We start from the raw sequence: 14802 nt of genomic DNA, 5'->3' as shown, positions 1-14802 counted from the left end.
AAGGCTGCAGCACACTGTCGATACATCCGTCACTGCATGTTGACGTTTACGTAAAAGACCAGTACTGCTATGTGGTCCGCACCGCTCAGGAAAGCCCTCCATGACCACTAGCGCAACGCTCGGCAACGCCCCGGCAGACCTCTGGGTACAGAGCACGCATGGGCAGATGTTCGTCCGCAGCTGGTTCCCCGACACCGGCGCGCTGCGCCCGAACTGCGCACCGATCCTGCTGCTGCACGAGTCGCTCGGCTGCACCGAACAGTGGAAGGATTTCCCCGCCGCGCTCGCCCAGGCTACCGGCCGCACGGTGGTCGCCTATGACCGGCTAGGCTTCGGTCGCTCCGACCGTTTGACCGCTCCGCCTGCGCCGACCTTCGTCGAGGATGAAGCGGCGCATGGCTTCGCCCAAGTGCTGGACCATCTGGGTATCGAGCGTTTTGTGGTGGTCGGTCACAGCGTCGGCGGCAGCATGGCGGTGCATTGCGCCGCGCAATATCCAGCAGCCTGCCAGGCGATGATCACGATGTCGGCGGTCACCTTCGTCGAACCCCGCACGCTGGAAGGCATCCGCCAGGCCAGAAGCTGGTTCGCCGACCCCACACAGCGCGAACGCCTGCGCCGCTACCACGGCGAGCGCAGCGACTGGGTACTCAGCGCGTGGATCGACACCTGGCTCGCGCCCGACTTCGCCTCCTGGACCCTCGCCCACGCCCTGCCTCGAGTCCGCTGCCCGGCACTGGCCATCCATGGCGACAACGACGAATTCGGCTCCGAACGCCACCCGCAACTGATCGCCCGGCACGCCGGCGGCCATGTCGAACAGGCGCTGCTGCCCGACGTCGGCCACGTGCCGCATCGCGAGCAGCCGGACGTAGTGCTGGAGCGGGTTGGACGGTTCTTGCGGGCGATCGGCTAAGGTCTTGCCTGGCGTTTCTCTCGGCGACAGGGCATTCGGAAGGGCGGCGTTGCAGGAGGCGCCATTAACGGCGGATGGTCAGCCCGATTACCCGCGAGACGACCAGGGCGATGTACATCAGCCCTGCAATTTCCTCGAGCATGACCAGCGCCCGCGCCACAGGCCGCAGCGGCAGGATGTCACCGAGGCCAACACCGGAGAGTACGGTGACGCTGAGAAACAGCAGTTCCATCCACGAGCGGGGCTCATCCGGCTGCAGGTTGGCGACGAAACTGCCAGGGGCAACGAGCTGGCAGGCCGCATAGGCGTAGGCGAACGCCCACGCCAGCAGCGTGAAGGTGGCACCGACGGCAAACAGTTCGTCCGTCGTCGTGCGCTGGTCTTCCATCATGTAGCCGATCAGGCCTGCCGCCGCGTAGAAGTAGAACATCGACTCGGTCACGACCAACGCCAGATGCAGGCCGGGCACGGCTGTCAGTTCGACGGCAAGCGTCAGTCCGAGGATCGCAGCGGCCATCAGGAACGCCAGCGAATGCAGAGTCGGGCTCCGGTTGACGATGCGCAACGCCAGGACCAGCACCACAACGCCGAATGCACCAAAGGCCGCGCGGCCGAGCGGGGTGTTTTCCATGAAGGGATACAGCAGGATGCCGAGCAGCTGGACAAACAGCAGCGCTGCCGAGGGATAACGCACGAGGTAGGTCAGCATTGATTGCCTATCGATGTATCAGCCAGCTCGGGTGTAGCGGGAGCGGAACGCGCGGTAGGGCACTGGCGGCAGGGCACTGAAAGTGCCCTTAGCCCTTGAACCCCTTCGCCACCAGATAGACCTCACGCGAACGCGGGCGCGATGCTTCCGGTTTGCGGATCGACACCTTCTCGAACGAGCTGCGTACATCCTTGAGAAAGTCGTCCGAGCCTTCGCCCTGGAAGACCTTGACCACGTAGTTGCCGCCGGGCTTGAGCACCTGGCGAACCATGTCGAGGGTCAGCTCGACCAGGTACATCGAAGCAGCCTGGTCGGCGGCGGCGACGCCACTGATGTTCGGCGCGATGTCGGAGACGATCAGATCGGGCTGCCGGCCGTCGAGCATGTCGAGGATCTGCTGAAAAACAGCGTCTTCGGTGAAGTCGCCCTGCACGAAATCGACGTTGTCCAGCCCGCCCATCGGCAGGATGTCGGTCGCCAGCACCCTGCCCTTCTCACCGACGATGCCGCCGGCCACCTGCGACCAGCCACCGGGAGCGGAGCCGAGATCCATGACCAGCATGCCGGGGCGTATCAACTTGTCCTTCTCGTTCAGCTCGATCAGCTTGTAGCTGGAGCGCGAGCGCAAGCCGTCCTTCTGGGCGCGTTTGACGAAGGGATCGTTGACGTGTTCATCCAGCCAACGACGGCTGCTTTTGGATCGTTTCATGATAGAGCCAACCACGGAGAATCAAGGTAAGACGCGGACCAACGGCGCAGCAAGGCACAACCATTGGACGCAAAGTGGCGGCGATTATAAGCCGATAATGCCGCCTCGCGGGCGCTGGTCGCAGCACACAAGGCGTGGAAGGCCATCAGCGCAGCCTGACAGGCACGAGCGGCGACGGGTACAATCCGCGCCCTACTCCCCGCCCCTTCTTCTTCCTCTGCCGGAGTCACCGGCCAGGATTACCGCCATGATTCGCATCAACGAGCTGTCCCTGCCCCTCGATCATTCCGCCGATGAGCTGCGCCAGGCCATCGTCAAACGCCTGAACATCAACGACGCCGATCTGCTGAATTTCACCGTATTCAAGCGCAGCTACGATGCCCGGAAGAAGAACAGCGTCATTCTGTTCATCTACATCATCGATCTGGAGGCCCGCGACGAGGCGGCCGTCCTGGCGCGTTTTGCCGATGACCACAACGTGCGTCCAGCGCCGGACACCAACTACTACCCTGTAGGCCAGGCGCCAGCCAATCTGAGCGAGCGACCGCTGGTGGTGGGCTTCGGCCCCTGCGGATTGTTCGCCGCGCTGCTGCTCGCACAGATGGGCTTCAAGCCCATCGTGCTGGAGCGCGGCAAGGATGTACGCAGCCGTACCAAGGACACCTGGGCGCTGTGGCGCAAGAAGGTCCTGACGCCGGAATCCAACGTGCAGTTCGGCGAGGGCGGCGCGGGGCTGTTCTCGGACGGCAAGCTCTACAGCCAGATCAAGGACCCCAAGTTCTACGCGCGCAAGGTGGTGCACGAGTTCGTTCGTGCCGGCGCACCGGCCGAGATCATGTATGTGAGCAAGCCGCACATCGGTACCTTCCGCCTTACCGGCGTGGTCTCGACCATGCGCGAGGAGATCATCGCCCTCGGCGGCGAAGTACGCTTCGAGAGCAAAGTGACCGACCTCGTGATCAACGATGGCCAGCTCGAAGGCGTGGTGCTGGCCAGCGGCGAGACGATCAAGAGTCGCCATGTGGTGCTGGCGCTGGGGCACAGCTCCCGCGATACCGTGCGCATGCTGCATCGCCAGGGCGTGTTCATCGAGGCCAAGCCGTTTGCCATCGGTTTCCGCATCGAACACCCGCAGGGCATGATCGACCAGGCCCGGCTGGGCAAGTACGCCGGCCATCCGGAGCTGGGTGCTGCGGACTACAAGCTGGTGTACCACGCCAAGAACGGCCGTGCGGTTTACAGCTTCTGCATGTGCCCGGGCGGCACCGTCGTGGCCGCCACGTCCGAGCCGGGGCGCGTGGTGACCAACGGCATGAGCCAGTATTCGCGCAATGAGCGCAATGCCAATGCCGGCATCGTCGTTGGCATCAACCCTGAGCAGGATTTCCCTGGCGATCCGCTGGCCGGCTTAGCACTGCAGGAGCGTCTGGAGTCGCGCGCTTATGAGCTGGGTGGCAACGATTACTGCGCCCCCGCGCAATTGGTCGGCGACTTCATTCGCGGCGTGCCATCTACCGCGTTCGGCGAGGTCGAGCCCTCCTACAAACCGGGCGTGCGCCTGGGCGATCTGGCGCCGTCGCTGCCCGAGTATGCAATCGAGGCGATCCGCGAAGCGCTGCCGGCGTTCGGCAAGCAGATCCGCGGCTTCGATCGTGCTGATGCGGTGCTTACCGGCATCGAAACCCGCACCTCGTCGCCGGTGCGCATCACCCGTGACAACGAGACGTTGCAAAGCCTCAACCTGCGCGGTCTGTATCCGGCCGGTGAAGGCGCCGGTTACGCCGGCGGCATTCTCTCGGCAGGCGTGGATGGCATCAAGGTTGCCGAGGCGCTGGCCAAGTCGATGCTGGCTGAAGTGGAACACACCGAAGTGCAGAGCAACTGAGCGCCGCCCTGATGAAATTCGACGACATCAAGAAGCTGCACCAGAAAAAGTACCGGACCGAGTTCGGGCATTTTCTGGTGGAGGGCGAGCATCTGGTGCTGGAGCTGCAGAAGGCGGGCTTGCATAACCCGCTGCTGCAACGCAGCGAGCTGTATGTGACCAGCGCCTACGAGCACTGGCAAAGCCCGTTCAAGACCCACCTGATCAGCGATCGCCAGATGGCGCAGATCGCCGATACCAAGACCCCGCAGGGCATCGTTGCGCTGGTGCCGATGCCAGCGACAGGCGCGCCGGTTGCTGCGCCGCTCGCGGGCGAGCGCGCCATCTACCTGCATCAAATCCAGGACCCGGGCAACCTCGGCACCATCCTGCGCACGCTGGCGTGGTTCGGTGGTTTTCGCTGCCTGCTCAGCCCCGGCAGCGTCGACCCGTACAACCCCAAGGTCGTGCGTTCGAGCATGGGCGCTATCTTTCATGCGCCGATGGAGCTGGATGTGGAGCTGGATTCGTTGCACACCCGCTTCCAGCGCATCGCCTGCCTGGATATGAGCGGCGAGCCGGTGCAATCGGCGAGTTTCCGCGCCTTCGATTGCTACCTGTTCGGGAACGAAGCCCGCGGCGTGCCACGCGAACAGCTGGCCTCACTCAAAGCCCAGCCATTCACGATTCCCGGGTGTGGCGCCATCGAATCGCTGAATCTGGCGGCAACAGTCAACATGTGCGCGTACGAATTGAGCAGATAGCCGCTGCTTGAGGTGGGCTGCACTATGCAGCCTGCTCGCCGCCCAGGGGTATGCGCACCGTGAACGTGGTGCCGCTACCGGCCATCGACTCAAACTCGATACTGCCGTGGTGAGCATCGACTATGGCGGATGCGATATACAGTCCAAGGCCGAGCCCCGCGCCCGCACCGTACTCGGCGTTGCCGCTCTGGATGTGACGCACCATCGGATTGAAGAGGCTGCTTTTTGCCGATTCGGCGATGGGCCGGCCGACGTTGTGAACCGTCAGCGCGGCGATCCCCTCATCGCTTTTCAGGCTGACCGTAATCGGTGTCCCCGCCTCGCCATGCTCGACGGCGTTGCCAATCAGGTTGGCAATCACCTGCTCCATTCGCGATTTATCGAACTGCCCAGGAAGGCTCGGCTCCGACTGCAGGACGATCTGTCGGTCGGGGTTGAACGCCCTCGCCTCTTCAACCATGCCTTCACACGCGTGCGCCAGATCTTCGCTGTCCATGCGCACCGGAATGCCTACGCCTGAGTGCGTGCGGGTAAAGTCCAACAGGTCGCCGACGATCTTGATGGAGCGTTTCACGCTCGTATAGATACGCGACACGTTGATGGTCGGCTTTGGAGGCAGATCCCCTGTGCGTAGCAGTACGTCAGCACTCAGCAATATGGCGCCGAGGGGGCTTCGCAGGTCGTGGCCCAATATGCCGAGAAAGACATTTCGCGCGGCATCCACTGCGTCCGCATAGCAGACCACAGACTCGGCGAGGGCCTGATCGATCGCTTCGTTGAAGCGGATGATGTCCGAAATCTCGTGCTCTTTCGACGTTGCATCGGACGACATCCACAGGACCAGCACACTGGTGCGCAATGCCCGGTACTCGGCGATGACCTGCGCGATCGTGAAGCCCGACGAGTAGCGGATGTCAGCGTGGGTTTCCGCGGGAGTGGCATCTCGTGACGGCGACGCCTTCCCATGGGATTTGGCGATCCGCACCTTCACCGATTGGGCCGTGCGCAGATCGGCGGCGATCGCCAGCAACATCTGCTCCGCATGGTCCCGCAACGCCACCGAATCCATGCCGTTGGCGGCGGGTGTCATCGTCTTGGCGAAGTCTTCCCACTGCTGAAGGATGGGTTCGATGTTTTCCAGAATGAAATCGGCCAAGCGCATGGTTTGCTCCTCGTGACTGAAACGGATGGTTGTAGCGACGACAGGTGTGTCAGTGAGGAGCGGAAGCCGAGACTACAGGGAAGCAGCGCCAGCAGTAGTAACTTTTAGCTGGCCGGTTTGCGTGAACGCGCTTGCTCATATCGGGCTACCAGCATTCGCGGATAACAGCCGAAAAATAAAGCTGCCCTTTGCGCGAGTTAACAGTTTTGCGCTTGTCGCGGTGCCGGTCGATGACAGCCCTACGAGCCCCACGCATCATGCTCGCTCGACGTCGTGCCGCAGGCCCTCGCATGCAACCTACCCTTTCTGATTCATTGCTGGACTACGCCGGGCAAAGCTCGCCAGGGCGCAGGCGCAGCCATAATGAAGATGCACTGCTCTGCGCGCCGGAGCTGGGGCTCTGGGCCATCGCCGACGGCATGGGTGGGCATCAATGCGGGGAGGTTGCAAGCAGCCTGGCACTGTCTGCGCTGCAGCAGGCGATCGAGGACGGCGATCCGCTGCAGACAGCGGTTCAGCACGCCAACCAGGCAGTACTTGACGCGGCTGTGGACGACGGCATGGGCACCACGCTGGTCGCAGCACATTTCAAGGGTGCCGACTTCGAACTCACCTGGGTCGGCGACAGCCGCGCCTATCTGGTCACCGCCAACGGTATCGAGCAGCTTACGCGGGACCATAGTTGGGTGCAGATGATGATCGACGCCGGGGAGCTGAAGCCGGCCGAGGCTCAAGGCCACGCCTGGCGCAACATCATCCTGCGCTGTCTGGGACGCGAGGCGCCGCTGGAAGTCGGTGCCCACAGCGGCACCCTCAAGCCCGGCGAGCTGCTGCTGCTATGCAGTGACGGCCTGACCAACGAGCTGACCGACGCGCAGATCCACGCCAGCTGCACCTTTGCCGATACCCTCGAGAACCTGGTGGAACAGCTGATCGACCAGGCCAATGAACACGGCGGCCGCGACAACATCTCCTGCATCGTCATCGGCCGCACCGCCCCCCTCCCGGCGGCCGAGTCCCGCGGGCGGCGCTTCATCAACATGCTGTTAAAACCCCTCAAGTCGTAAGCAAGCGCGAGTTTCTACAATGCATCGGATGCTGGAAATACCGGGCTATCGCCTGCACAAGCGGCTCGGAAAAGGCGGAATGGCCGAGGTCTACCTGGCCACCCAGCTGTCGCTGGATCGCGAGGTGGCCGTCAAGGTGCTGCTGCGCACGGAAGATGCAGCGTTCACCGAGCGCTTCATCCAGGAAGGCCATATCGTCGCCTCGCTACGCCACCCGGCGATCATCACCATCCACGACATCGGCCAGATCGCCGATGGCCGGCACTACCTGGCCATGGAATACCTCGGCGGCGGCGACCTGGCGCAACACCGCGGCATTGTCTTCTCACCATCGCGCGCGCTGGACATCATCCGTCAGCTGGCCGGCGGCCTGGCGGTGGTGCACGACGGCGGGCTAGTCCATAGAGACGTGAAGCCAGCCAATATCCTCTTCCGTGACGACGGCAGCGTGGTGCTCACCGACTTCGGCGTAGCCAAGGCCGTAGAGCTGGATAACGAGCTCACCCACTTCGGCATCGCCGTCGGCAGCCCTGCCTACAGCAGCCCGGAGCAGGCCCAGTGCCAGCCACTCGATGCGCGCAGCGACATCTACAGTCTGGGAGTGATACTCGCCGAGATGCTCACCGGGACCAACCCGTTCCGCGCCAGCAGCTATCCGCAAACCGTGCTCAACCACCTGCAGATGCCCTTGCCGCAACTGCCGCCAGCGCTCGCGCCCTACCAGCCACTGCTCGACCGCATGCTGGCCAAGCAGCCGGATGAGCGCTTCGGCAATTGCCGTGAGCTGCTGGCAGCCATCGACACGCTCACCGAGCCGGACATGGACCAGACCCGCATCGCACCGGCGGCATTCATCGAGGCGCCGACCAGACGCCGCCGTCGCCGTCGTGGCATCGGCCGCTGGGCGGTGATCGGTGCGGCGCTGATCGTGACAGTCGCCGCATTGGCCGCCGGCGGCTACCAGTGGCTGCAATACAGCCGCATCAACGACTACCTGACCCGCGCCGAGGCACGCCTGGATGAGGGGCAACTGACTGCACCGGCGTTCGACAATGCCGACTACTACTACCGCCAGGCCCTGCGCCTGGATTCCGACAATGCCGAGGCCCTCGACGGCATACGCCGCGTGCTCGATGCCCGCATCGCCCAGGCACTGGAACTGGCGGCGCAACGGCTGGCAAATGATCAATTGCTGCAACCCGCCGAAGACAGCGCGGTGCACTACTACCAGCAGGTGCTGGGCTGGTTGCCGGAAAACGAGGTGGCCCGCAACGGGCTGGTGCAGGTCAGCGAGCGTTATGTCGAGCTAGCCGAAGCAGCCTACGGGCGCCGCGAGTTCGCCCTGGCGCTGGAGTACATCCAGCAGGGGCTGGAAGCCACCCCGGACTATGCGCCCCTGCTCGCGCTGCACGACGCGCATGCTCAGCGGGTTGCCAAGGCCCGGGCGCCGCGCCCGGTGAAACGCACAACGGCCAGCACCTCACGCGCCGCGCCGACCAACACGCAGACCTCGCAAGCGCCAGCCAACCCAGTCAAGCGCCTGTGGAACCGGATATTCAACCAATAATTCGCCGAGTGCCGTTCGGCTCAGACCGTCGCCCGCTCCGCTAAAAGGTACCGCGCCATGCTCAGGATCCACTTCGCTGACAATCGCCAGAGTCCGGTCTGGCTTGCCGATGAACGCTTCACCCTCGGTTCGGACCGCAGCAACAAGCTGGTGGCCAACGACGCCGGGGTCGCGCCATTTCACGCCGAACTGCTGCTGGAAAACCGCTTCTATTACCTCACCGACCTCGGCACGCCTGGCGGCACCTACGTCAATGACGAGAAGGTCGGCGAGCGCTACCAGATTCGTTCCGGCGACCGCCTGCGCCTGGGCGCGCTGGAACTGCAGATCGTCGATCCGGCCAAGGCCGGCACCAAGCTGGCGAGCGCCCCGCGCTGGCTGTTGCAGGTGGTCAAGGGCGAGAACCAGGGCCACAAGTACCACATCACTGGCTCGATGACCTTCGGCCGCTCGGTCAAATGCGAGCTCTGCTTCAGCGATGCGGAACTGTCCCGCCGCCACGCCGAGTTCTATCTCAAGGGCGATGTGCTGGAAGTGAAGGACCTGGCCTCAGCGAACGGCCTGCTGGTGAACCGCGAGAAGGTCACGACCGCTGTGCTGCAGCCGGGCGACCAGATCCAGCTGGGCAATACCACACTGCTGGTGATCGGGCCCAAGGTCAGCACCCCGGAAGTCGTCGACGAAGACGCTACCGTATTCGTCTGCGCCACCGACCTGCCCACCACGGTCGCCCCCCAGCCGAAACCTTCCCGCCCCCGCCCTGCCACGCCGAACCCGCTGCACGCGGCGGCACCTGTTGCCGCCGCTCCTGCTCGTGAGCCAGGTAAATCCGCATGGCGCCTTGGCATGCTGCTCGGCGCGCTGGGGCTGGCCATTGTCGCCGGGCTGGTTGCGCAGCAGATGATCTAGCAACTAACAGGCTTGAGCGGCGGCCATGCAGTGCCGCTTTCTGCCCTAGCAGCCGGCGCCTGCCCGATGAAACCTCGGCACCTTCTCAATCTCTACCGAACGCTACCCTCGTCCCCGACGCAGCGCCCGCAATCCTTCGAGGACCAACACCACAATCGCCGCCCAGATCGCCCCGTAGGTCAGCCACTGGTCCGGCGCGATGCTCTCGCCAAGCAGCAGCGCCACGACCACCAACAGTACCGGCTCGACATAGCTGAGCAGGCCGAACAGGGTCAGGCTGAGGTATTTGCTGGCGTTGATCATCAGCCCCAACGCCAGCGCGCTGAGCGCGCCCAGGCCGGCGATCAGCAATGGCAGGCGGGGGTTGCCGGCAAGCAGGTTCAACGTGTCACCGCTGCCTAGGACGAACAGCGCAGCAACCGGCAGGCTGATGACCAGGTCCACCCAGAGCCCGCCAAGACTGGCGGTGCCGAGCTTGCGGCGCAGAACGAAGTAGCACGGGTAACCCAGGGCAACGGCGAGTACCGGCCATGACAGTGACGAAGCCAGTAGCAGCTGATTGCCCACGCCTACAGCCGCCAGCAGACAGGCCAGGCGTTGCAATCGACTGATCGTTTCGCCGAAAACCAGGCGCCCGGTAAGTACCAGTGTCAGCGGCAGCAGAAAGTAGCCGAGCGAAACGTCCAGCCCGTGGCCGTTGATCGGCGCCCACGTGAACAGCCACAGCTGCAAACCGACCAGCGCCGAAGACAGCGGCAGCGCTAGCCACAGTCGCGCCTCGGCCGGTACGCGTACAAGGATCTCGCGGACCTCGCCCCAGCGACCGATGGCGAGCAGTAGCAACGCCAGGCAGGGTGCGGTGAGCAGAATGCGCCAGCCGTAGATCTGCTGGCCGCTCAACGGCTCGAGCAGCGACGTGTAGTAATACAGCGTTGCGAAGAGCGTCGATGCGGCGAGCGAGCCGGCGACGCCCGCCAGCCTGTTGCGAGTTTCCATGGGCTTCCTGCGATTGACGATTCGTGCCAGCCCCGACCTCAGGGCTCGACCTGGCTCCACTGCTTGTTCAGGCGCTTGTCCGAAACCGCCATCCTGGTGCCAAGCTGCTGCGCCCAGAGCGAGACGCGATATTCCTCGAGCATCCAGCGATACAGCGCCAGCTCGGCATCGCGCTTGCCTTCCTGCAAGTGCTTCTTCAGGCGTGTCTGGTACTGCTCCCAGTAGCCGGCCAGCTCGCCGGACCAGACGCGATCACGCTGCAGCTGCGCACCGATCTTCTCGAAGCGTTGCTCGATGGCCTTGAGGTAGCGCGGGTACTCCTTCAGCCACTCGGCAGGCGTTTCGCGAACAAAGCCCGGATAGACAAGGTTGCCCAGCTGCGCCTTGATGTCGTTCAGCGCCACCGCCTGGGCCAGGTCGATCTTGCCCTTGAAGCGCTTCTGCAGGCCGTGCCAGTGCTTGAGGATTTCCAGCGTCAGGCGCGCCAGACGCTCGGCATGCGCCGCCCAGTCGCCGCGCTTGCGCTCGGCCAGTGACGCCAGGGCTGCGCCATCACGCGGCAACTGGGCTTCACCGTCGAGGATGCAGCTGCCCAGGCTCGCCAGGAGGATATCCTCGACCAGCCCGTCGACCTTGCCCATGTCGCGGTAGAGCAGGCCCAGCTCAGTGAGCCCCGGCAGCTTGTTGCGCAGGTATCTGGCCGGCTCCGCCAATTGCTGCAGCAACAAGCGCTGCAACGCGCGACGGTGTTGCCAGTCAGCTTCGGCCTGAGTCGGGAAACGTCCTTCCTTGACCACCCCGCCCTCTTCCACCAGCGCCGGATAGACCGTCATCGACAGCCCGGCCATCTTCGCCTGGGCCTTTTCCGCGATCTGGGCGAAGCCCTTGGCTTCGACCGGCTGCTGTTCGGCTTTCTGCTGCGGCGGCGCCAAGGCGGCCTGGCTGGCCTCGGCGAAGCGTGCAGTCAGCTCGGCCAGGTCACGACCTTCGCCGAGGAACTTACCGCGGGCATCGACCACTTCGATGTTCATCTTCAGATGGTTTTCCAGCCCGGCGGCCGCTTCGGCCCACGCTTCGTCCGATACGCGCGCGCCGGTCATGCGCAGCAGCTCGCGGCCCAGCGCCTCGGGCAACGAGCCTTCACCGAAGCTGATCTTGGCCAGCGCCGCGCCAACGAAATCCGGCACCGGCACGAAGTTCTTGCGCAGTGCCTTGGGCAGGTTGCGCACCAGCGCTACGGCTTTGGTTTGCAGCAGCCCCGGCACCAACCAGTCGAGCCGCTCGCTGCGCAACTGTGGCAGCAACGGCGCCGGTACGCGCAGGGTGACGCCATCGCGCGGGTGGTTGGGCTCGAAATGGTATTCCAGCGGCAACTGCAGCTCGCCGATGCGCAGGTAATCCGGATACTGCGCGGCGGTGACCTCGCTGGCCTCGCGGGCGAGCACGTCTTCCTCGCGCATGATCAGCAGCTGCGAGTCCTTGGCGCTTTCGCGCTTGTACCAGTTCTCGAAGCTGGCGGTCTGGTAAATGTCCGTCGGCAGGCGCGCATCGTAGTAGTCGAACAGCGTTTCCTCGTCGGCGAGGATGTCGCGTCGCCGCGCCTTGGCTTCCAGTTCGTCGAGGCGTTCGAGCAGTTCGCGATTGGCACTGAGGGCGCGCGCACGGCTGTGCATCTCTCCACGCACCAGCCCTTCGCGGATGAACAGCTCGCGGGCCGCCGGCGGATCGATCGGCCCGTAGTGCACTGGCCGGCGGCCAACGACGATCATTCCGTAGAGCGTCACCTGCTCGTAGGCCACCACCTGCCCGCGCTTCTTCTCCCAGTGCGGCTCGAAGTGGTTCTTCTTGATCAGGTGCCCGGCCAGCGGCTCGATCCAGTCCGGCTCGATCTTGGCAACCATGCGCGCGAACAGCTTGGTGGTCTCCACCAGCTCGGCGGCCATCAGCCAGTTGGGTTTCTTGCGCCCGATCACGCTGGATGGATGCACCCAGAAGCGCCGCTGGCGCGCGCCGAGGAAGTCGCCCTCCTCGGTCTTGTTGCCGATCTGGCTGAGCAGGCCGGCGAGGATGGCCTTGTGCACCGCCGCGTAGCCCTTGGCCTTCTGCGCCGCCTCGCTGGCTTCGGCCTGCTGGCGGAGGATGACGTTGACCTTGGTGTCCTTGGTCGGTACGGGTTGGGCGCTGGCCCCGGCCGGACGCGTGGAAGAGGCTTCGCCGTCTTCCACCCTACGTGCCTTATCGGCACGCGGTGGTTGTCCGGAGCCATCCACCGACCTGCCCGAACCAAGCTTGAGTTCTCGGGCAATCAGAGTCAGCTGGCGATGCGCGTCACGCCACTCGCGCAGACGCAGATAGTTGAGGAAATTCTTCCGGCACCAGCTGCGCAGCGGGTTGGAGCCTAGCTCCTGGCGCTTTTCCTCAAAACCGCGCCAGATATTGATCAGCGCGGCGAAGTCCGAGTCGGGGTCCTTCCACTGCGCATGGGCCTGATCGGCGGCCTGCTGGCGGTCGGCCGGACGTTCGCGCACGTCCTGCACTGAGAGTGCGCTGGCAACGATCAGGACTTCGGCGAGGCTGCCCTGCTGTGCGGCTTCGAGAAGCATGCGACCCAGTCGCGGGTCGATCGGCAGGCGCGCCAGCTGGCGACCCAGCGGGGTCAGCTGATTCTCGCGGTTGACCGCCGAAAGTTCCTGCAAGAGGTTGAAGCCATCACTGATGGCCTTGCCATCCGGCGGCTCGATAAAGGGGAAATCCTGGATGTCGCCCAGGCGCAGATGCAGCATCTGCAGGATCACCGCGGCGAGGTTGGTGCGCAGGATCTCCGGATCGGTGAATTCCGGCCGGCCGAGAAAATCCTCCTCGCTGTAAAGCCGAATGCAGATACCCGGCTCGACCCGCCCGCAGCGCCCCTTGCGTTGGTTGGCGCTGGCCTGGGACACCGCCTCGATCGGCAGCCGCTGAACCTTGGCGCGGTAGCTGTAGCGGCTGATGCGCGCGGTACCGGAATCGATCACGTAGCGGATACCGGGCACGGTCAGCGAAGTCTCGGCGACGTTGGTGGCCAGCACGATCTTGCGCCCCGGTCGCGGCTGGAAAATCTTCTGCTGCTCGGCCGGCGTCAGCCGCGCATACAGCGGCAGCACCTCGGTGAACTTCAGATAGGCCTTGCGCAGCACCTCGGCCGCGTCGCGAATTTCGCGTTCGCCGGGGAGGAACACCAGCACATCGCCGGGGCGCTTGCCGACGCTCTGCTCGTGGGCGGCGATCTCGTCCAGCGCGGCGAGGATGCCCTGGTCGACGGTCAGGTCGTCCTCCACCCGGTTGCCGTCCTCGTCGATCTCGGCCGCCAGTGGCCGATACCAGGTCTCCACCGGGTAGGTACGCCCGGACACCTCGACGATGGGCGCACCGTCGAAATGCTCGCTAAAACGCTGCAGGTCGATGGTCGCCGAGGTGATGATGACCTTCAGATCCGGCCGGCGCGGCAGCAGGGTCTTGAGAAAGCCGAGTAGGAAGTCGATGTTCAGCGAACGCTCGTGGGCCTCGTCGACGATGATGGTGTCGTAACGCTCGAGGAAGCGGTCGTGCTGCGTCTCGGCCAGCAGGATGCCGTCGGTCATCAGCTTGATCAGCGAGCTGTCCTTGCTCTGATCCTCGAAACGCACCTGATAACCCACCAGCTCACCGAGTGGCGTGCCGATTTCCTCTGCCACCCGCGTGGCGACGCTGCGCGCTGCGAGCCGGCGCGGCTGGGTATGGCCGATCAGCCCGTGCACGCCACGGCCGATCTCCAGGCAGATTTTCGGCAGCTGCGTGGTCTTGCCCGAGCCGGTCTCACCGGCGATCACCAGCACCTGGTGCTTTTCCAGCGCGGCCTTGATCTCGTCGCGCTTGGCGGCGATTGGCAGGCTATCGTCGTAGCGAATGCGCGGCACACTCTGCCTGCGCGCCTCAACCTTGGCCACCGAAGCCTGGAAGCGCTCCAGCCACTGGGCCAGTTTGGCCTCGTCCGGCTGCTTTCTCAGCTCGTGCAGCTGCCGGCGCAGGCGGTGGCGATCAGCGAACAGGGCCTGGTCGAGATTCTTTAGCAGGGTATCGATAGCGGGCGTTGCGTCGGTCATGGACAGCCGTGGGGCAAT

Annotated in this window: 11 protein-coding genes; 6 read left to right on the top strand and 5 right to left on the bottom strand. The window is 64.5% G+C overall.

Going from position 1 to position 14802, the window contains the following annotated elements:
* Nucleotides 1-100 precede the first annotated feature (100 nt).
* Nucleotides 101-916 carry an alpha/beta fold hydrolase gene (locus RT582_RS12255; RefSeq protein WP_090521559.1) on the top strand — a complete coding sequence of 272 codons (816 nt, stop codon included), beginning with the start codon at nt 101-103 and terminating at the stop codon, nt 914-916.
* 64 nt (nt 917-980) lie between these two features.
* On the opposite strand, the gene RT582_RS12250 is transcribed toward RT582_RS12255, so the two are convergent.
* Both RT582_RS12250 and rlmE read right to left on the bottom strand, forming a co-directional pair.
* The gene (locus RT582_RS12250; RefSeq protein ID WP_090521562.1) at nt 981-1625 is read right to left on the bottom strand and encodes an ion channel; all 645 of its coding nucleotides are present in this window, start codon (nt 1623-1625) and stop codon (nt 981-983) included.
* A gap of 88 nt (nt 1626-1713) precedes the next feature.
* Nucleotides 1714-2334, bottom strand: coding sequence for a 23S rRNA (uridine(2552)-2'-O)-methyltransferase RlmE (rlmE, locus tag RT582_RS12245; protein WP_003300908.1), 621 nt, complete (start codon nt 2332-2334; stop codon nt 1714-1716).
* Between the two features lie 247 nt (nt 2335-2581).
* Here rlmE and RT582_RS12240 point away from each other — a divergent pair, with 247 nt between their 5' ends.
* Nucleotides 2582-4219: an NAD(P)/FAD-dependent oxidoreductase gene (locus tag RT582_RS12240; RefSeq protein ID WP_090521565.1), complete on the top strand. Its 1638-nt coding sequence runs from the start codon at nt 2582-2584 to the stop codon at nt 4217-4219.
* An 11-nt stretch (nt 4220-4230) separates the two neighbouring features.
* A complete protein-coding gene (locus tag RT582_RS12235; RefSeq protein WP_090521568.1) occupies nt 4231-4962 on the top strand; it encodes a TrmH family RNA methyltransferase in 732 nt (243 codons plus the stop codon).
* 22 nt (nt 4963-4984) lie between these two features.
* On the opposite strand, the gene RT582_RS12230 is transcribed toward RT582_RS12235, so the two are convergent.
* Nucleotides 4985-6124, bottom strand: a complete 1140-nt coding sequence (locus RT582_RS12230) for a sensor histidine kinase (RefSeq protein WP_045666616.1) — start codon at nt 6122-6124, stop codon at nt 4985-4987.
* 290 nt (nt 6125-6414) lie between these two features.
* Between RT582_RS12230 and RT582_RS12225 the strand changes: the two genes are divergently transcribed.
* From RT582_RS12225 to RT582_RS12215, 3 genes are read left to right on the top strand one after another with little or no spacing between them, the layout of a single operon-like run.
* Nucleotides 6415-7191, top strand: a complete 777-nt coding sequence (locus tag RT582_RS12225; RefSeq protein ID WP_090521572.1) for a PP2C family protein-serine/threonine phosphatase — start codon at nt 6415-6417, stop codon at nt 7189-7191.
* 19 nt (nt 7192-7210) lie between these two features.
* On the top strand, nt 7211-8758 hold the full coding sequence (locus tag RT582_RS12220; protein ID WP_090521577.1) for a serine/threonine-protein kinase: 1548 nt from the start codon (nt 7211-7213) through the stop codon (nt 8756-8758).
* 57 nt (nt 8759-8815) lie between these two features.
* Entirely contained in the window at nt 8816-9667 is an 852-nt protein-coding gene (locus tag RT582_RS12215; protein ID WP_313477572.1) for an FHA domain-containing protein, read from the top strand.
* A gap of 102 nt (nt 9668-9769) precedes the next feature.
* Here the strand turns inward: RT582_RS12215 and rarD are convergent, their stop codons facing one another.
* Together rarD and hrpA are read right to left on the bottom strand one after the other, a co-directional pair.
* Nucleotides 9770-10663: an EamA family transporter RarD gene (rarD, locus tag RT582_RS12210; RefSeq protein WP_090521583.1), complete on the bottom strand. Its 894-nt coding sequence runs from the start codon at nt 10661-10663 to the stop codon at nt 9770-9772.
* Nucleotides 10664-10701: 38 nt separating this feature from the next.
* Nucleotides 10702-14784, bottom strand: a complete 4083-nt coding sequence (hrpA, locus tag RT582_RS12205; RefSeq protein ID WP_125876673.1) for an ATP-dependent RNA helicase HrpA — start codon at nt 14782-14784, stop codon at nt 10702-10704.
* Between the last annotated feature and the right edge of the window lie 18 nt (nt 14785-14802).

Source organism: Stutzerimonas kunmingensis (genome assembly GCF_032106285.1).
Classification (GTDB): Bacteria; Pseudomonadota; Gammaproteobacteria; order Pseudomonadales; family Pseudomonadaceae; genus Stutzerimonas; species Stutzerimonas kunmingensis_B.
This window is presented reverse-complemented; position numbering and strand designations above follow the sequence as displayed.